The organism is Legionella rowbothamii (genome assembly GCF_900639985.1).
In the GTDB taxonomy this organism is placed as follows: domain Bacteria; phylum Pseudomonadota; class Gammaproteobacteria; order Legionellales; family Legionellaceae; genus Legionella; species Legionella rowbothamii.
The window spans coordinates 246691-266684 of sequence record NZ_CAAAIM010000002.1; the positions used below are offsets into that span (position 1 = coordinate 246691).

Sequence of the window (19994 nt, forward strand, 5' to 3'; positions counted from 1 at the left end):
CATAAACTGCAAGAACTTGGCAATTAAATCCGTAATTATTATTAAAAAAAATATAACTATTGCTAAAATCTGGAATGAATGGAGCTAATTAACGCACAGCTAAGCTATGTGGAGTAATAAAACAAGGGAGCACTTTGCTTTAACCTTCTCCATCTTAGATATATAATTATGACAAATACTCGAATTTAAAGTCTGATGAATAAACATATTTTAATTATTAACACCGGTGGAACGATCAGTTGTATTAAAACTGAAAATGGATATGAACCTGCGCTGGGATATGTTGCCTCGGCTTTAAAGCAAATTCCACTATTAAAACATCAGGACTTACCCGAATATACGATCAAGGAATATCATCCTTTGCTGGATTCATCGAATATGACCGTAGGCGATTGGAATCGCATCGCTAAGGATATTGCGGATCATTATGATGCATTTGATGGCTTTATTGTTTTTCACGGAACAGATACGATGGCTTACACGGCTTCAGCTTTATCGTTTATGTTGGAAAATTTAGCTAAGCCGGTCATTATCACCGGCTCCCAGATTCCATTATCTGAGGTGCGCAATGATGCTATTGATAACATTGTTACGTCGTTATGGCTTTGTGCGCATCAACCAATTAATGAAGTATGCATTTATTTCAATCAGCATTTATTGCGCGGTAATCGTACGCAAAAGATTAGTGCGCAAGGATTTAATGCTTTTGGCTCGCCCAATTATCCGCATTTAGCGACCATAGGAATCGATATAAAAGTTCATCATGAGCTTTTATTGCAACCGTGCGCCAATCCATTTCGCTTGCAAATGGTTGAACCCCAATTTATCGCTAATTTCCGGCTCTTTCCTGGCTTTGCTTCAGATGTTTTAGCGTATATTTTAAATCAGCCTTTATGCGGTTTAATTTTGGAAACTTATGGTGCGGGGAATGCGCAAAATAATGATCCACGTTTTTTGAGTTTGCTCAACGATGCCTGTGCGCGTGGGGTCATTATTATTAATTGCACTCAATGCCAAGAAGGTCGAGTGGAAATGGATCAATATGCAACAGGACATACCTTAAAACAGGCTGGGATTATTAGTGGTCATGATATGACTCCTGAGGCAGCACATTGTAAACTACTCTATTTATTGAGTAAAAAATTGGATATCCCCCAGATAAAAACCATGATGGAAATGAATCTATGTGGTGAATTAATGCCGTGATATGTTGTCGCCGTCATTGTAAACAAGGGAGTCAAGCCAGGGCTCGTGGGTTCTAACTCCTGGCTTGTTCCCTCGCTACATTTCTGGCAGTAAGGGGTTGGGGTTTTATTAAAAAATTTCGAGATGGTGCATCCCCCCCTTTATTACATGTTTAGGGCGGCTTTGGGTTTGTTTTCCGCACACAAATCTTTAATATCATCATTTGCATTGTCCATCGCCACTCTTAAACGCCCTCGGCTGGGTTTTATCGGTGATGCTTTAACATTGAGGCCAAGACCTGAGAACGATACGATTGGTAATGAGGCCACAGGCTTTGATTCTTCACAAATCTCTGCATTTTCTCGCGTAATGGCTTTTATTGCGTCAGTAACAAAGGTTAGGCAAAGATCCGCATATTCATCTCGTTCGGTGTCTAAACCAACGAGTTTTTTCTTACAGTCGATAAGATTTTTAATTAAACATTCCTCTTTTTGAGCTCTAATCTCGATGGTGCACACCGACACCTTGCTTGCAATTGTATCCATAGCTTTGGTAAAAACACCCTCTTCGACCGGGCACATAATATTTTCACCTAAATAATAAGCCGCATAAAAACAAAGAATATTGAATGGTTCGGTATTGTCTTCCAGATCAATCAGTTTGAATGTCTGAGTGGAAATCATATTATAGAATCGGTCTAATGTTGAATTGATGTTGGTCAATGTGTCATTAAGGTGACCCCGAGCCCATTGTTTGAGTTTTCTCTGCTCTTGTACAATAAGATCAGTATCCGTAATCAATTTTTTTAAAGCCGCGAGACTTTTTTCATCGGAGTCCAGACTGTTAAATGCGTCAATCTCTTTTTGTAAGGCGCGGGTTAGTTCCCGTTGTTTTTCAGAAAGATCCTTATCTCTAAACCAACTTAATAAAGCTTTTTTATCTTCGGCGATGGAGTCTTCAATCGACTTAAGTAAAACTCTATTAATTAGATCTTTAGCTGCTTTAACAAATATCGTCATTGCTCTACTCCTTTAAATACAATTTGTTTATCATAAACAAAACTTAATCTACTGATAACGTAAAAATTGCTTCATTGCATGCCTATTATTGTTTTTAACCTAGGGAATAACAAATCTCATGAATCTACACGTCGTAATATTAGCTGCAGGACAGGGCAAAAGAATGTATTCCAATACTCCTAAGGTGCTTCACCAGATTGCGGGAAAGCCTATGTTAGTTCGGGTAGTGGAAACTGCACAGCAACTAAACCCTGATGCAATCCATGTTATCTATGGTCATGGTGGTGAACAAATTAAGAACTCACTCCCTGACTTACCTGTGCATTGGGTTCATCAGGCAGAACAATTAGGTACTGGGCATGCATTAATGCAAGCGCTACCTCATATTCCACCACAAGCACAAGTTCTTGTTTTATCTGCTGATGTCCCACTTATTCAAGCAGATATCCTTCGATCTTTAGTTGAATGTAGCAAACCAGCTGATATTCATCAATCCGTTTTGGCACTTTTAGTTGCCCACCTGGAAAACCCTTTTGGTTTGGGCCGTATAATTCGAGATATTCAAGGCAAAGTTTATGCCATTGTAGAAGAAAAAGATGCAAATGAGCAAGAAAAGAATATTAAAGAAATTTATACGGGGATTTGTTGCGCAAAAGCAGAAAATTTAGCGCATTGGTTGCCCCGGTTAAGCAATAAAAACGCACAACAGGAGTATTATCTAACCGATATTATTGCCTTAGCGGTGGCGGATGAGGCAATTATTGCTACTTTAAAAACTAAGGATGTGTCGGAGATTAACGGGGTTAATAATCGTTTACAGTTACAGCAATTAGAACGTATTTGGCAACGTCGTGAGGCAGAACGATTGATGCTACAAGGGGTCGCTATTGCCGATGCTCAGCGCTTTGATCTACGGGGTGAATTAATTTGTGGTAAAGACGTTTTCATTGATGTGAACTGTGTTTTCAATGGGAAGATAATTTTGGGAGATGGTTGTGTTGTTGGACCTAACTGCATGTTGACTAATGTAACGCTTGGAGCGGGCACAGAAATTTTTGCCAACAGTGTATTGGAGGGGTGTACTATTGGTGAGGAGTGCGCGATAGGGCCTTTCGCACGTTTACGCACCGGGACGCAATTGGCGGCAAAGTGTAAAATTGGTAATTTTGTAGAGACCAAGAATGCGCTCTTTGATGAGGGTAGTAAGGCCAGCCATTTGAGTTATTTAGGGGATGTACAATTAGGGAAAAAAGTTAATGTAGGAGCCGGTACCATTACGTGTAATTACGATGGGAGGAATAAGCATAAGACGGTGATCGAAGATGGGGCTTTTATTGGTTCAGATACCCAATTAGTAGCACCGGTAACGGTTGGTGCTCATGCTACGGTAGGTGCCGGTAGTACCATTCGTAAGAATGTCCCACCTGGTGAATTGACCCTAACGGAATCAAAGCAGAAAACCATTTATGGTTGGAAGCGTCCAGTGAAAAAAGATTGATTTTAATTAAGATGTAGCCCGTATTACCCTGCGCTAATACGGGCTATGGTTTTACTGACACTCTTTTCAATTTGGTTGCAAAACTTAAGGATCATTGGTAGCAATAATATCGTAATGAACAATTTATATTGCCAAACATTGACGACTAAATTAATAATTTGATCGTAAGAATAAATCCCACCAAACAATAAGCTGTAGTCAATCAAACACAATAATGAATTCGCGCAAACATTTGCAATCAAGATACGTAAAGGGCGTTGTACTGCGTGACACTTTAGATAATGTAGTAACAAGGCATTACTTATAAAGGTTGCGGATAGCGTTAGAAACGTTGCCGGCAATCTTCGCATCATAATATATTGGTAAAATGAGTCTGAATTACAAAAGCAAGGTGAGGGAAGAATAACAATGGCGGATAATAAAATATCAAAAATTACTTGAGTCGCAATGATAATCACGCTTAATTTTAAATTCGCTTTATAGCCCCATAATTCGCCAATCAAGGTACTAATCGCTAAAGTAACCGGAAAGAATAAAGCGCTGGCAGCTAAAATCCAGTGCCGATTAACCAGGGTGACAATACGATATTCACAGGCCAGGCAAATTAACATAATCACCAGGGCAATGCCACTCAAATAATAGCACAGGGGGAACGGTTCATTATCGCGTTGCAAAGTAAACGGAGCCTGCAGATAGTTTAGACAAATCGTGAGGTAAATGACTCCTATAACTAACAGCAAGAAGGAAGCAATTAGTAGTGAATCGAGCATAATTTGATTGAAGTTGTGAAGATGCTCGCCTACAAATAAAAGGAAAAAATTCAAAATAAAAAAGCTCAAACCACCAAATAACGCTAAAAGCATGCAGTGTTTTGATGAAAAGAAAATTTTCGGAGTCCTTGCGCCGCATAAGAGATGGGGCACATAAAAGCTAAGTATAAAGGAAATGGTTACGGCGAAGAATTTTTTGGGGAGATCATCAAACACAATTTGATAAACAGGATTTTCCCGCATATGCCCTACGGTTGGTAGGTTAATCAATACATATACGCCAAGACAAAAGGCATATAAAGACATGAGTGAAATATTCAGCACGTGTCGTTGCTCTTTCAGCGTGCATTTACGCAATGTGATAAGATAAAAACCCGCGATTATTGGGCAAAGAATTGCATGAATAGAAAATATCAATCCCTTCGCCACCACGATTTTGAATGAAACATTAATGAGCAAGGTCAGGAGGGTAACTATGACTATAGTCACACAGAGAAATCCTGGGGCTTTGGGGGTGGACAATATTCGATTCATATTTCGGTTAAATTGAAAAAGTGTATTTTAATGAACTAATCCGCGCGCAAATATAGCACTAGAGCGCTTTAAATAGCAAGGTGTAATAATTCAGCCAGGTGATGCTGAGAGTTTGCCAGGACTCCTGATCTTTGTTCATCTTGATGTAGGCTGGGCTATCAGGCCCAGCACAGGAGGAGGCAAACACATCATTCTATGTTTGACGTTACAACTTATCCAAAATTAACTGGAACTAATTACTTAAAAATAATTGTTCTGTAGGGCTTTCCCCAAAGACGTTGACGTAGATGGTTCTTGTGCTATATCTCTTCTTGGATTTGGTCTTCGATGAAACGAATGGATGTTTAATTCTCGTTGTTTTTGCTCTATACCTACTTTTAAATCGACCAGTGGCGGGGTTTCTGTAGTTAGAATCCGTAGTGGGCGGCTTTCTTCCGTTATCTCTGGGTTGGTTTCACGGGATTCATGTAATGCAGACAGCTGCGAATCACTGGCTATTGCCAATGGGGGGGCTTCACGTAAGTCATGGCGTTGCAACCATTGTTGCAATGCTTGCACAAATTTCCAAAAATCCTCATCAGAGCATAGATTTATAAGAAAACCGGTGACCTTGGGCGAGATGCCATAGCGTTGGTACAGCAGTTCGGGTACGGCATTTCTTATGGCTGCTGCAACTAAGGGGACATGTGAGCGCGTAAGATTTGCTACAGGGATTCCTGCAATTTTTACAATATCGATAATATCGAGTCCGAGTTCATGCATATCTGGCCAAAAAATGCGAAATACCGGATCATTGATTGCTGCTTTAGAGTCATAATAAATACTGGGAGCAATTTTTTTGGCTACTATTTTTAAATGACTAGGTTTCGGTCTGTTTAATCGTTCCAAATCACTATTTAGTACTTCAGTTAGTCGTCTTAAAATATCGGGCACGGAAATAATTGGTTTTTTATTAAGTTGTGGTTGAAATAGTCTGGCAATTTCTGCTTTAGAACCAGAAATAATAATATCAGCTAAAAAACCACTGGTTTTGCCATAGGCGACGAGGGGGTCTAATAAATCATACTTTCCTGGGGGAACATAGTCGATTTTCATATGGGTTGCATTATTAATAAAAAATAGCATTAACATGTGGCGCATGGTTCTATGAACGGCATAAGACGGTATGCCAACAGTAGATTGTAATGCTTTGTCTAAAAGCATTTCCGAGACTACATAAGCGAAACCCAACGACCATATTTTGGAGCGCTCCGCCGAAGCTCGGTGGCGTTCGCAACGGTCTAAATTTGCGCCACGGGTAATTAGATCACCAGAAAAACCTGCTTTTAATATTAAAGCGACTATTTCACCAGTATAGGGTAAGTAACTTACTCCCCCAGTTAATAAGTCATTTAAAAATAATATGAAAAATTCACGAAGTGAGCCTTTAACCTTACGTTTAAAATTACAATGCTCTAGTTCACAAGGCGTGAGTTCTTTAATTTTAGGTTTTGGCTTAGTTGTATTAAATGCGGCAGCACCCATGGTATCAATAGCTAAGGTCTGAGCGAGCATATGAGATGAGCGTTGGGTCGTCCATCCCCAAACTATCCAATCAATGGCAGTGGCTGCAGGAATTACCATGGCGTTGTATACAAGAGTGGCTTCCTCTTCATTTTCGCGCCCGGTTCTAACCGCTGTTTGCAAGGACGCATTGGCCATATTAATTAGGATTAATGGCGCAATTTGGTAGACCGCGATATTAGTTGCTGCTTTAACTATTTTATACGATTGTTCTGAACGTAGTGCTGGAAGTGATGTTTTTAAAGCCTGTACCTGCTCTAATGTCGAAAACATCATATTTACTGCAAACGTAGAGATTTTGACCGCTGGGGTGTAGGTCCAATCCCAAACCCATTTTACAGTATCAGTAACAGCATCCTTTGCAATTTGTGCTCCATCTACGATTGTATTCCACCATCCCATAATCTTTCTCCCTGAAACATCGAGATTTTATTCTAGGGGCAAAAATTGCGGAATGCTATACCCTGAAACAATCATTTTTACATAGTGCGGAAATTTCACGACCAGAGTGACAAAATGTTTCCGTTTTGTATGGTTTCTAAGTGTTAGGGAAGGTTTTTATCGTTAAATTCACAGAGATCTTGGATAATGCAGGTAGCACACTTAGGAGCGCGCGCAGTACAGACATAACGTCCATGCAAAATTAACCAGTGATGGGCATCTTGCAAAAATTCTGCAGGTACCTTCTTAAGTAGTCCGAGCTCAACAGCCAAGGGTGTTTTGCCTTTAGCAATTCCTGTTCGGTTGGCGACACGAAATATATGGGTATCTACAGCCATAGTTGGTTCGCCAAAAGCCGTATTTAATACCACATTCGCCGTTTTACGCCCAACACCTGGCAAGGCTTCGAGCGCCTCACGTTGTCTGGGAACCTCTCCATGGTGATGTTCAATTAATAAAGCACAAGTCTTGATGATATTTTGCGCTTTACTATTATAAAGGCCAATAGATTTAACATATTCTTTTAATTGCTCCAAACCTAAATCTAAAATGCCTTGTGGTGTATTAGCTACCGGAAATAATTTTGCGGTAGCTTTATTGACGCCGATGTCCGTTGCTTGCGCTGAAAGAATAACTGCAATTAATAACTCAAAGGGTGAGTGATAAACTAACTCGGTAGTTGGATGAGGATTTTGTTCACGAAAACGTGTAAAAATATCCCGAATCTTTTGTTTATTCATGCGTCTTCTTTGCCTTAACGCGAGCCAGGGCTTGTTGAATATAATCTTGTTTGGCTTGAATGTCTTGCGAATGATTAGCCGAGTTTTTCGTCAATAGCCGTTTTTCTCGATAAGCCTGCTGCTTTTGATGTTCGTCCCGTAATAAGCGTGTTTGTTTGTCATTAAAGCGCTGGCGTGCCAAATCCTTATCATAGTCAGGCTCCGATAACGTGACCATTTCAATGCAATCAACGGGGCAGGGTGTTATGCATAAACCACAGCCCGTGCACTCATGACTAATGATGGCATGCATTAATTTACCGCTACCAATAATGGCATCTACAGGACAAGCCTTAATGCATTTGGTACAACCAATACAATCTTCTTCACGTATCACTGCCACCGATGGTGCTCGGGTATTAGCCATGGCTTCATCAAGATACGGAGTTGCATCAAGCTTGAGCAAGGCCGCTAGCGCTTTAACAGTTTTCACCCCGCCAGGAGGGCATTTATTAATTGTGGCGCTGCCTTGTGCTAAGGCTTCGGCATAAGGCAAGCATCCTGAATAATTGCACTCGCCACATTGAGTTTGTGGCAAGAGCGCATCGATTTCTTTAACTGAGGGCATTAGTCACCTGTTTTGATTGCTCGAGCATGGCGTCTATTTTTTCTTTTTCAACACGAGTTATTAAGGGTTGGAATGGATTAAGCTGATGGTTTAACAAGGGAGCATCAATTGCTGCCCAAGTTAATGGTTCACAATTTAAAAATTGCTCTGCCGCTTGCGCCATCAGGGGTAATACGGGTTTTAAATAAGTCATTAGCACGCGGAATAAATTAATACCCATAGTGCAAATATCTTGAACTTCTGCCAAGCGTCCTTCTTCTTTAGCCAGCACCCAGGGCTTATGAGTATCAATGTATTGGTTTACTTTATCTGCGCACTCCATAATGAGGCGAATGGCCCGTGCATAATCACGAGTTACATAGGCATCAATAACCGCTGGGCGCATTTCTACTAATTCCGCATACAATTGCGGTTCACTTAGGGTGTTACTTAAACGGTTTTCAAAGCGTTTATTAATAAAACCGGCACAACGGCTAGCGATATTTACTACTTTACCCACTAAATCAGCATTTATACGGTTGGTAAAATCTTCAAAATTCAAATCCAAATCATCAACACGTCCATTGAGTTTTGCCGCAAAATAGTAACGTAAATATTCAGGGTGTAGGTGCTCCAGATAGGTACGTGCTTCAAGGAAGGTTCCTCGAGATTTAGACATCTTTTGCCCATCAACTGTTAAAAAGCCGTGGGTATATACTGCAGTAGGCAGGCGATGATCGCTAGCAGCAAGCATTGCAGGCCAGAATAAGGCATGGAAATAAACAATATCCTTACCTACGAAATGGTATAATTCGGTTTTAGAATCTTTATCCCAGAATTCGGCAAAGGATGCTCCTTGCTCATCACAGTACTTTTTGAAACTGGCCATATAGCCTATAGGGGCATCCAGCCAAACATAAAAATATTTATCGGTGGTTCCGGGGATAGGGAAGCCAAAATAAGGGGCATCCCGAGAAATGTCCCATTGTTTTAGACCTGCAGCAAACCACTCATCAAGCTTATTCGCTACCTCATTTTGTAGATGTCCATTGCGGGTCCACTCTTTTAATAAGCTTTCAAAACGAGGCAAATCAAAGAAATAATGTTCTGAATCCTTTTCTATGGGTTTGGCACCAGAGATTGCCGATACCGCATCAATAAGATCAGTTGGTGAATACGTGGAACCACAGACTTCACAGTTATCACCATATTGATCCTTCGCACCACATTTAGGACAAGTCCCTTTCACATATCGGTCAGGTAGGAACATTTGTTTTTCTGGGTCAAAGGCCTGGCGAATGGTTTTTTTAACGATGTAGTTATTTGCTTGTAGTTTTTCATAGATAGCAGAGGCTAATGCCTGATTTTCAGGGGAGTGGGTCGTATGATAGCAGTCGTAGTCAATGGCAAATTGCTTAAAGTCATGCTCGTGGCTTAATTTAATTTCTGCGGTTAAGGCTTCAGGAGTAATACCCATTTGTTCCGCTTTTAACATAATGGGGGTGCCATGCGCATCATCTCCACACACACTAATGCATTGAATCCCTAACATTTTGTGAGTACGCACCCAGACATCGGTTTGAATGTGTTCTACCAAATGGCCTAAATGCAGATGTCCATTCGCATAGGGAAGGGCACTAGTGACTAACATTTTACGTTCTGTATGGTTTATTGACATGTTCAATGACTCCTCATCACCCATAGTATGTCCTAGGTATAAAAGCGCCCGATTATAACGCAAATAGGGATTAAATGCTGCAAGTAAACATGATGAGAATAAAAAACGCGGCTACAGCCGCGTTTTAAGGGATTATTTTGTTGTACATCTTAGACAACTTCCATTGTACTCCCCAAATTTAGACCTAGTTCCTCTGCTTCATCTTTTGCTTTTTTATGCAGTGAACTAATATGTACAGGTTTTTCGGACATGTCTTGCTTGCTTACAGGTGGCTGAGCACTTAAACCACTCATTAACCTTCTAGGACTATCTACTAGAGTGCTTTGTTGTTCTGCTTGAGGGTCCTCTTCTGGCTCTTCAGGTTGCGGATTACATGCATTTTTAATCGCAGAAATCAAATTAACCACGGATGCTACGGTATAACTAGCTACTGAGGTCGCAGTAAAAGCCAGCCCCGCCGCAAAGCCCATTTGCAGTAGGGGATCGGCACCCACTATACCTGCGATGGAATAACTATAAATGGCATAATCAGCTACGAACGTTAGAGCTGCAGGCCATAAGTATAAAGTTAAACCAACGGCACCACCAATAGCTAACGAGGCCCAAAAAGCAGTAGATATGGCTGCTTTATGATCGTTAACAAAGCTAGAGATTCCTCTACCCAATGCACCGACACCCTTTAAAACCAAGCCTAAAAGCCCTGGAAATACGATTGGATTCCCTTCTTTGTCTTTTTTTACTTTACCGTCTTTATATTTTTCAGTAGAGCCAAAAACCAACTTAGCTATACCAAATAAAATAGTTCCTGGAAGTTCTACCGCGCCAATGGCAAAGTCTCTTAAACGTCCCATATACTCACTCCATGATAGTTATAAATCACCACAAATCATAACAATGATTCGTAATGGCGTGAATCAAAAATGTTCAATTTGTTGTAACAAAAGTGTAAATGCAGTGTCAGTCCTAGCTCGTATTGGCGTGTGTACTACCGATACGGCTAGAGCTTATTGATACAGTGTCGGATCACTGACACTGGCTCCAGCAAAACCCCGTTTTCTAAACGTGCAACTATCGCAACTCCCACAGGCCTTACCGTCATCATCTGCTTGATAACAGGAAACTGTCAAACTGTAATCCACACCTAATCCCAAGCCTAACTCAATAGTTTTAATTTTACTTAAATGTTGTAAGGGTGCGTGGATAGTAAATGGGTCACCGCTTATCCCAGCTTTAGTTGCTAAATTAGCTAAAGCTTGAAAACCGGCGATAAATTCAGGTCGGCAATCGGGATAATGAGAATAGTCTATGGAGCTTGCGCCAATGTAAATATCTCGAGCGCCAATTGACTCGGCAAAGCCTAAAGCCATTGACAAGAAAATAGTATTGCGCGCTGGGACATAGGTAACCGGAATTTCTGAACTTTCTTGAAAGTCGGGAACCTCGAGCGAGGAATCGGTTAAGGCGGAATTACGAAATAATTGCGTGTCTAAGTTAACAATTTTATGGCTTGCCACTTGATAATGTTGTGCGATACGCGCTGCAGCGAGCAGTTCAGCGGTATGTCTTTGTCCATAGGAAAAACTCAGGGCATGACATTCAAAAGATTGGGATTTGGCCAGGGCAAGGCAAGTGGTAGAATCCAAGCCACCTGATAATAGTACAACCGCTTTTTTCATAATTAAGCATTCTCGAACAGATTGAGTAATTGCCAGTAATTTTACCATAATTCACAAAAATCGGTTGACTTTTCTGACGGCTTTGCCGGTTTTATCCCTAATCTATGAAAGATATCGCAAATTTTGGTATCAAATGTGTAAATCGACGTAAGATTCGCTTGTTACCAAAATGATTGCTATGTTATAAAAAAGAGCATACTTATTTTTTTTCCTACTATTATTATTAAAAGAAAGAATGAGTCGCCAGTAATTTCTCAACTCTAGAGGTGACATTATGACAACAAGCAGCGGAATTCTTCAATCTTATCTTATCGATTCGCTTAATGCGAAGACTAAGCTACGCCATGAAGAATTGCTGAAACGTCATAAAGAAGAATTACTTAAAAAGAACCTCTCTTCTGTCGATGGTGGTTTTCTTACCCCCTTAAATTTTCATGCTGGTATTTTAGCGGATACTGATGAAATTTTGATTTTGTACATGAGCCCCGAGCAAAAAGCTCAGCGAACCTATGATTTGCAAATAGCTTATTTATTGTTACTCGCACAAAAAGAGTATGAGTTATTGCATCAAAAAACCGAAAATAAAGCCGATTATAACGATAAGATCAAACGATGTGAAAAGATGTTGGATAAACTCAATCCATCTTGGCAAGAGTGCATCGATAAAGCACCTGAGCAAGCATATTTTACTGATGGCAAGCCCATCAAATACTTAGGTATTGCTCTGGGTGAGGAATTTGCTCAGCAATTAGTGGATTCTGGAAAATGCAAAACGATTAGAGAATATGTAGGGGCTTTAAACGGCAAGCGTTTGTACTGGGTATGGGGCTCATCATTTTTAAAAACCATGCTGAGTTTGGTGCCAGAAGGTTTTCGTAATGCAGAGCAAGCTGGAGATATAGTTAAAATTCCTGATCCTTATACGGGCTGCTTAAGTTGGGGCTTATATTATTTCCGTTTCTCAATGAATTTCTTCTTATTACTTAAACATACGGTTCAGCATCCATGGATGAGCCAAGACGAAATTGATGAGGGTTGGTTTAATCGTTTTAGCACTCAATGGACGCAACGTAAATTTACTTTATTGAATGACTCGCTTTGGGCAACTGCGAATTTACTGTGCTTCTTTTGGTTGACTGGCAAAGGCATATTGGGAACTGCGGGAGATGCGTTAACTGTTGCCTTGTTATTATTCGATACGAGCGTAGCTCTTTGGGATTTTTCAGAGCAGCAATCTTTACATAAGGCACAAATCCAACAATATGAACATGATATAAAGCAATTAAACACAGAAATAAACGCATTAACTGGCGATGATGAAGAAAGTAAAGCCCAAAAATTAAAATTGGAAATGCAAAAAAATGCTTTGGAGCGTGAGAACAAACAATGCATTACTAATTGGACGCTGCAAAAAATAGGTTTATACACCAATATTGCTTATGCTGCGGGTTTAATGGCTGCTTTTGTGGTGATGACGATGCCTTTTGTACCTATTGCTGCTGGTTTGGCTTCTACACTGGGCGTGGTTGGCGCAGTAGTTTGTTTTGCAATGACGGTTATAAACAATGCCATTCAAAGTGGTATCGAAATCCATAAAACTAAGTCTGCTTTACAGGATAATGAAGACGATTTTATGGCACAGGTAGATTTATTGAAGAAACAAGTATTTCTTAAAAAACCACAATTGCCTGATAATGCAAAGAAATTATTGTTTTTGGAAATAAAACGACTGGATGCAAAAACAGAGCACCAACAACAAACGGTTAGCTTGCAGATAGCACATTTAATTCGTTCCATCACACTCGAAGCATTTATACCCGCAGCAATTTTTTCTTGTCTGGTATTTATGCCACTGGGGATTGGTTTAGGTGCGCTTGCAGGGGGGCTTGCTTTGGCGATGGCCTCTAATTTGTTAATTAATGCCTCATTTACCCCAGATGAGAAAATGTTGGATGTACAACCTTTTGATTTAAAAGAATATGATGAATTCTGTCACCTTCTTCAGGATGATAAGTCATCTAAGGATTATCATGCATTTTTTAAAAGTAAAGGGACTGCTTTAAAGCATGAGCCTCAATCGTTAACCGCTAAAGATGATGCTTTTTTTGAAGGGGAAATTCGCCCTGTGCTCTAATCTAGAAGTTGGAGGTTGGCCTCTGCGCCAAGCAGCTAGACCACACCAGAACTCAATGTTGGGCCATGGGCCCAACCTACCTAAAGAGCATTGCCAAATTTTTTAACTCTAGATGTCAATATTTCACGCCTCTTGCCTAAAATTTTATCATTAATAATCATATGCTTAACTGGAATTAATAAAGGCTGGATTTCAGAAAAGTCTTATGTATAATTGTTGCATCAAGCTCTTTCGGAGGGTAAGCAATGATAAAATCTAGCCTTTTCTGCTTGTTTTTTGTTTCCTTGAGCGTGAATGCCTCGGGTAGTTGCGATATGAGTGCCGGGCTTTCTGATTCCAATGTTTTAGCACTTAGTTCTCAACCTGGTTTTTGTCAAACCTATGGTTATGAAGCTGGCAAGCCGGAATGTACGCATTTATCTAAAGGTTCTTATCAAGCACGTCATCTTACCTTACACGGCCTATGGCCGAATCAGAATGCTTGCGGACAAAGTTATGGTTTTTGTGGCGTTTCTCAACACAACAATCATTGCGATTATGAGCCACTTGATTTATCTACTGACGTAGCTGAAAAATTACAAACATTGATGCCTAGTTATAAATATGGGAGTTGTTTGGAACGCCATGAGTGGAATAAGCATGGAAGCTGCCAGGCTTTAGCCGCGGATCAATACTTTGCCCTTGCTATGCGATTGGCTACGGAGATGGATCAATCTGCCTTTGGAAGCTATATAACCGAAAATTCCGGTAAAACCGTAAGTCGGGTATCCTTACGCAAAATACTTGATGATGTCTTGGGACGTAAAAACGCAGGGAAAGTCTATTTAGGATGTAAGCGAGGGATATTAGTCGATGTTTATATTGAACTTCCTGCATTAATTCCTGTAGATGAACCTTTAGAGTCGCTAATTGATAAAGCACCGAATTCTCATTACCATGATTCTTGTCCTGCAAACGTAAAAATTTCTGATTTCACCAAAGGCACTTTCCTGTCTTTGACAGGTGAAAAAAGCATGAATATAGCTTAGCGCTTTAGGTATCCGCCATTCCCGCGGTATGGCGATTAACATGGCTTATATTAACTATCTGTTACAAGAAAAAACAGTAACAAAATTCTGGACTTAAGCGAATTTACCGCCTTGCACATTGAGAGAACTTCCTCTAATGTAGAGGGATTATAAATCCAGGAATGATGATTATGTTAAAGCAGTATGGTTCATTGATTTTAATGACTTTTTTATTGGCAGCTTGTGCCCATCATGGTGTTAAAAGAACCCCGGTGGCTGTTCAGCCAACTATTTATAAGAGTACAACCCAATATAAGCCGGTACCTGGTTTTTCTCAGGTTGAAGCTCAAGGGCAAATCAATATAACCTTGCATACGGGCTATCGGAAACCTCAAGTTGTTTTAAGAGGGGATCCTCGTGATTTAGAGCAGGTAAAGGTATTTGTATCATTCAATACACTTCACGTAGTTTTAGGCAAAGGATTCCCACATCATGGGACTGTACACGCCGATATTCAAGGACCCTATCTAGCTCGTTTTAGTTTTAAAGGAGAGGGAACAATTACTGGCAGTCAATTACGCACTGGCTCATTGGATCTTTTTATCGCTAATACCGGGACCACAAGACTAGGAGGCTCTATAGGGTTGCATCAGCTAGTGGTAGCAGGTAATGGTTTCACCGAAATTAGTGGTGTTAATAGTTCCGATGTAAAGATTACCTTCTTAGAAGGTTCACCCAAAGTTCAATTATCCGGCGTGGCAAATATCACTACTCTAAACATGAAAAGCCAGGCGTGGTTCAGCATGTACTGGCTTAAGAGTGATAGTTTGACCATTCGTGCCAAAGACAGAGCTCGCATCCAATTAGCAGGGACTGCGAATCGTTTAGATGTTGAGCTATGGGGTAGGGCACATTTCAAAGGGCGTTATTTGCGCGCGCAGCGTAGTTTTGTAAGAACGCATGGTCATTCGATTGCAGAAGTTTCTTCCGTGAATCACCAGAGTACTCTAGCAACTGACGCAAGTGATATTTTTTACTATAATTTGCCTAATACTCGCGAAGACTTCATGGCATACGATGGTTCCGTATTAGATATGCGTGAATGGGATCGGGTGAATCTACGTGACTTTGATCGCTATAACAAACAATTCCCATAACTATTACCCTCTCAATATTCTCAAAATACCGCGGTTTGACCGCGGTATCGATAAGCTCGGAGTTTCAAGCAAGATATTGTGGGGTCTCACGGAAATTCGAAGGCTCTAATAAGAGGCATGGCATATTGGCGCCCCTTAAGGACGGTCGTTATTTCTCATTAACACAGGCAACGATTTCCCTAAGATCATTATCCAAGGGTAACACATGTGCCGAATTTGCCAGCCAATGTATGGAAACATTAGGCAAATCCTGAAATAAACGTTCTATTGCTTCCGAAGGCACAACCGCGTCATGAGCGCCTAAAAAAAGATCTACAGGGGTGGTGGGCGGGGTCCATTGATGTTGCAAAACCAAATTAAACATTTCTTCAATAGCCGCAAGCGGCAACCGTTTATAAGAGATTTCAGCCTGGGCGTTGCTAAGTAGATTACCTGCAGCACCCCGCAATTCTTTAAAGCCTAAACTTTGTAAGAAAGCGGCTAGTTTTAGATTAGAACTTACATTCATCTTAAGTTTTAAGGCCGGAGCCAAAAGAAACATATGATTAAAGGTGAATCGTTCACTTAACTTGCATGCAAGTAAACCACCGAGAGAGAATCCCATTACATCAACTTTTTTGTAGGTTTTGAATAATTCTTCACAGGCACTCGTTGCTTCCGCAATCCAATCCGCCGAGGTTATTTTGGAAAATGCCTCAATACTTTTGCCATGGCCAGGAAGGAGTGGACACATAACCGCATCATAATTTTTTAATTGGGGGATGAGCAGTCTATATACTGCTGGAGTTGATGAAAATCCATGCAAGAGCAGAAGGGCTCGTTCCTTTTGCTCGCTGTGATGATATACTGATTTAATAAGAGAAAAATCTTCTTCTTTTAAATCATCTACTTGTTTCCCCTGGCGAAAATAGCGAAAATCGTTTTTATTCATAGAGCCTTCATTGCAAAATTAATGTAAAAATAGGTCTGAAGAATTTATCAAACGGCTAATATTGATATTATCTACAATATTAATAGTAGTCAAAAATGAAAGAGGAAAAGCTATATCTTATAGGTGGCTGATACATTGTTGCGCAGTGTGTGCTATCTTTATATTAAGGCGGTTTACCGAGGGTGGATGAGATGGGTATTGGTAAAGACGAAATTTCGAAAAAAGAGGATGAAGCTCTAGAATCTGCACGTCAGATGTTTGAGGAAGCTGAGGCAGAGGTTGAGGAAAATGAAACCTTCGAAGCCATGAACAATATGTTTGAACAAGCAGAAAAAGAAGCAGCGGAAAAGGCAGCACAAGAAGAAGATGATGCCAATCTTGAAGCTGTAGCGAATATGTTTGAGCAGGCTGAAGAAGAGGCGGCGGCTAAAGAAACAGCCGAAGAGGCTGAGAGAAATGCTCCGGTTGAAGATTCTGGAGAAGATGAAGAACAGGCTGCCACCAACGAAGACTCCCCCGTTCCTAAGCCTGCGGCAGATGATGACAAAAAGAAAAAGCATAAAGACCCGATGATGGAGCTCGTAGATGAGCTGAATAATTTTGTTGCATCGGTGAATGCACAGATTACTGATTTTGTTAAAGACAAAGGTAAAGAGGCATGGGATAAATTGAATGACACCGAGCCTATGAAAACCTTGAATGGTGCAATGAGCGAATTAGGCCAGTTTGCCAAGGATAAAGTTGGTGAGCAAGTGGATAAGATCGCTGATTCCAAAGAAGTAAATGATGCAAAGGATTTCGTTAAAGGCCTGCAAGATACAGTTAATAGTGCTTTTTCCCAATTGATGAACATGGCTGCAAACTCCATTGCGAGCGCAGTTAAGGGTATGACCTCCTCAGGTCCATCTACTTCTCCGAATCCATCCACTGATCCGGAGCCCTCTCCTCAAGCACAAGCGCCAGAGGATACGGCAGATGATACTTTTGCTAACGATGGTATTGACGAACTAGATGAGGTAAATGCTGAACCTGAACTTGCGGATGAAGACGACGCTATTTTAGAGGCCGTCGGAAAAATGTTTAATGACGCTGAAGCCGAAGTTGAAGATAATGAGACGTTAGAAGCTGTAGGCAAAATGTTTAATGACGCCGATGCGAGCGCAGATATGAGCACCCCAGGGGACTCATTAACCAGTACAACTGATGAGCCTATGAAAGCATTATCTGACTCAATGGGTGATATGAAGGGTGCAGATAGCAATGCTGCTCCAGAGCTAGATTCTGATTTGACCGAAGAAGTTTCCTCAGGTTTGTCAAATGCGATGTAATGGTTTGTTTTAACTAAAAATCGCGCAAAACAAGTTTAAGCTAAGGGGATATTCTATCCCCTTTTATATTATGTGGTTAATTCGATGTCTACGAGGAGCCTGACTTTTCAAAAGAAGTTATGAGGGTAGTTAATAAAATGCCTCCGTACAGCGTAATGTATGTGGGATACGCAACAAAGCCCCCTAGGATTTAGTGGGGCCTGTGTGTACATTTGGTGCATCTGGTGATGGGCCAGGTGCTGTTAGCATGTTATTCTGAACAATGCTTCCCTTGGGATCTGCATTATTTATTCTTGATTCGGCAACAAGATTGGTTGTTGCTCCATCTGAGGGTGCCTGTAGTTCAGGTGGGGCTGTTTCTTTTTTCGTTTTTGGCGTTACTGCATTATGTACACCAGAAGCAATAGCATTGGCTGCTGAATTCATCGCTTGTGAAAAAGCATCACCAATTTTTTCTTTCAGTGCTGAAACTTTGTCTTTTGCTGAGCTTAATGCGTTTGCTGCCTCTGAATCACTTAATTTATCCCAAGCCTCACCTGCTTTATCCTTAGTAAATTGCTTTGCCTCATCAAGAGCACCAGCTAATGTTTTCATCGGGCCGGTATTTTTTAGCTTATCCCAAGCATCATTAGCTTTATCTTTGAAAAAATCGGTAATTTGTTGATTAGTCTGTTTGACAAAATCATTAAGCTCATCAACCAATTCCATTAATGGATCTTTTCTATTTTTCTTCTTATCTTTATCTTCCTCTTTTGGCGGGCCAATACGCTCTTCTGTATTTGCATTACCTTTTTTTTCTTCTTTATCGTCCTTCGCTCCTGCGGCCTTCTCTGCGGCAATTTGTTTATCCCATTGTTGAGAAAGCTCTAAATGTTTTTGGTCATTTGCTTGGCACGTCTGCACATAGTCATTATAGGCTTTATCCTTAGCCGCAGAATTTTCACTTTGGCTTTTCTGGAATTCTTCAGAATTCGCTGTGCTATCATTGGTGTATTGAGTGCTGATTTTTTCATGTTCGGCCTTGTATTCATCGTACGTCATGTCCTCTTCACCAGCCCACCGCTGCTGCAATTCCTCTATTTTTGCGTTATAATTTGTCTCAAGTTCGTCTCGTTTACTCTCATATTTACCCTGAGCTTCTTTATATTGTTGATCTAGCTGAGCATATTTTTCGTCAAGCACCTCGGCAGCAAACGTATTTGCCGCATTATGCGCTTTAGTCGCTTCATCGAACTCATCACTGGTAAGTGTTGCAGACTCATCTGCGGCAAACTTATCTTTTAATTTTTTTATCACTTGATCATACTGGTCTTGAGGGGTTAGAGTCGCCTCCTGGACTGCTTCAGGCTTCTCCATTGGCCCATCAGTAATTGCTAGGGGCGCAGATGAAGTGTTTTCAAGGGGGCCTGGATTCGCTTTTTCTAATTTTTCCAATTCTGTCTTTATAGAATCTCGTGCATTATTAAGCTTTTGCGTTGCTTCGGTAGCTTGTTGATGCTCATCTAGATTTCGATCTGGATGTATTTCACGCGATATCTCTCTCCAGGCTTTGTTTACGGCCGCGAGATCGGCATCTGGACCTACACCTAACATCGCACGGGGATCATTAGGATCTGCCTTATTTATCTGCTCTATTTTTGGATTTGCCATCTTAATTTCCTTCCCAATAACAGTACTTATTTTAAGTATTATTATCATTAATATAAGTGTAGAATATATTTTTTCTCTTGTAAGGCCCATTTGGCAA

The 19994-nt window shown here is 40.6% G+C and carries 16 protein-coding genes; 6 read left to right on the forward strand and 10 right to left on the reverse strand.

What is annotated here, in order from left to right:
* Nucleotides 1–195: 195 nt before the first annotated feature.
* Complete coding sequence (gene ansA, locus E1P08_RS06340) at nt 196–1206, forward strand: asparaginase (protein ID WP_133136185.1); 1011 nt, start codon at nt 196–198, stop codon at nt 1204–1206.
* Nucleotides 1207–1349: 143 nt separating this feature from the next.
* Here ansA and E1P08_RS06345 read toward each other — a convergent pair whose 3' ends face one another.
* Complete coding sequence (locus E1P08_RS06345) at nt 1350–2204, reverse strand: hypothetical protein (RefSeq protein ID WP_133136186.1); 855 nt, start codon at nt 2202–2204, stop codon at nt 1350–1352.
* A 118-nt stretch (nt 2205–2322) separates the two neighbouring features.
* Between E1P08_RS06345 and glmU the strand changes: the two genes are divergently transcribed.
* Nucleotides 2323–3702, forward strand: a complete 1380-nt coding sequence (gene glmU, locus E1P08_RS06350; protein WP_133136187.1) for a bifunctional UDP-N-acetylglucosamine diphosphorylase/glucosamine-1-phosphate N-acetyltransferase GlmU — start codon at nt 2323–2325, stop codon at nt 3700–3702.
* Between the two features lie 23 nt (nt 3703–3725).
* Here the strand turns inward: glmU and E1P08_RS06355 are convergent, their stop codons facing one another.
* The 7 genes from E1P08_RS06355 to queC form a co-directional block, all read right to left on the reverse strand.
* Entirely contained in the window at nt 3726–5006 is a 1281-nt protein-coding gene (locus E1P08_RS06355) for a VUT family protein (RefSeq protein WP_133136188.1), read from the reverse strand.
* A gap of 240 nt (nt 5007–5246) precedes the next feature.
* On the reverse strand, nt 5247–6971 hold the full coding sequence (locus tag E1P08_RS06360; protein ID WP_133136189.1) for a hypothetical protein: 1725 nt from the start codon (nt 6969–6971) through the stop codon (nt 5247–5249).
* A 143-nt stretch (nt 6972–7114) separates the two neighbouring features.
* The gene (nth, locus tag E1P08_RS06365) at nt 7115–7750 is read right to left on the reverse strand and encodes an endonuclease III (RefSeq protein WP_133136190.1); all 636 of its coding nucleotides are present in this window, start codon (nt 7748–7750) and stop codon (nt 7115–7117) included.
* A complete protein-coding gene (locus E1P08_RS06370; protein WP_133136191.1) occupies nt 7743–8357 on the reverse strand; it encodes an RnfABCDGE type electron transport complex subunit B in 615 nt (204 codons plus the stop codon). Before E1P08_RS06370 ends, nth begins: the two co-directional genes overlap by 8 nt.
* Nucleotides 8344–9987, reverse strand: a complete 1644-nt coding sequence (gene metG, locus E1P08_RS06375; RefSeq protein ID WP_165485113.1) for a methionine--tRNA ligase — start codon at nt 9985–9987, stop codon at nt 8344–8346. The genes E1P08_RS06370 and metG overlap by 14 nt, the downstream gene beginning before the upstream one ends.
* A gap of 176 nt (nt 9988–10163) precedes the next feature.
* Nucleotides 10164–10865 carry a hypothetical protein gene (locus E1P08_RS06380; protein ID WP_133136193.1) on the reverse strand — a complete coding sequence of 234 codons (702 nt, stop codon included), beginning with the start codon at nt 10863–10865 and terminating at the stop codon, nt 10164–10166.
* Nucleotides 10866–11018: 153 nt separating this feature from the next.
* Complete coding sequence (gene queC, locus E1P08_RS06385; RefSeq protein WP_133136194.1) at nt 11019–11738, reverse strand: 7-cyano-7-deazaguanine synthase QueC; 720 nt, start codon at nt 11736–11738, stop codon at nt 11019–11021.
* Between the two features lie 226 nt (nt 11739–11964).
* Between queC and E1P08_RS06390 the strand changes: the two genes are divergently transcribed.
* The 3 genes from E1P08_RS06390 to E1P08_RS06400 all read left to right on the forward strand — a co-directional run bounded on the left by E1P08_RS06390 (nt 11965) and on the right by E1P08_RS06400 (nt 15988).
* On the forward strand, nt 11965–13824 hold the full coding sequence (locus E1P08_RS06390; RefSeq protein WP_133136195.1) for a hypothetical protein: 1860 nt from the start codon (nt 11965–11967) through the stop codon (nt 13822–13824).
* A 245-nt stretch (nt 13825–14069) separates the two neighbouring features.
* Nucleotides 14070–14852, forward strand: a complete 783-nt coding sequence (locus E1P08_RS06395) for a ribonuclease T2 family protein (RefSeq protein ID WP_133136196.1) — start codon at nt 14070–14072, stop codon at nt 14850–14852.
* Nucleotides 14853–15022: 170 nt separating this feature from the next.
* The gene (locus tag E1P08_RS06400) at nt 15023–15988 is read left to right on the forward strand and encodes a GIN domain-containing protein (protein ID WP_133136275.1); all 966 of its coding nucleotides are present in this window, start codon (nt 15023–15025) and stop codon (nt 15986–15988) included.
* A gap of 148 nt (nt 15989–16136) precedes the next feature.
* Here the strand turns inward: E1P08_RS06400 and E1P08_RS06405 are convergent, their stop codons facing one another.
* A complete protein-coding gene (locus tag E1P08_RS06405; RefSeq protein ID WP_133136197.1) occupies nt 16137–16919 on the reverse strand; it encodes an alpha/beta hydrolase in 783 nt (260 codons plus the stop codon).
* A 191-nt stretch (nt 16920–17110) separates the two neighbouring features.
* Here E1P08_RS06405 and E1P08_RS06410 point away from each other — a divergent pair, with 191 nt between their 5' ends.
* Nucleotides 17111–18247 carry a hypothetical protein gene (locus tag E1P08_RS06410; RefSeq protein ID WP_133136198.1) on the forward strand — a complete coding sequence of 379 codons (1137 nt, stop codon included), beginning with the start codon at nt 17111–17113 and terminating at the stop codon, nt 18245–18247.
* Between the two features lie 183 nt (nt 18248–18430).
* On the opposite strand, the gene E1P08_RS06415 is transcribed toward E1P08_RS06410, so the two are convergent.
* Nucleotides 18431–19897 (reverse strand): J domain-containing protein, encoded by a 1467-nt coding sequence (locus tag E1P08_RS06415; RefSeq protein WP_165485109.1) that lies wholly within the window; start codon nt 19895–19897, stop codon nt 18431–18433.
* Nucleotides 19898–19994 lie beyond the last annotated feature (97 nt).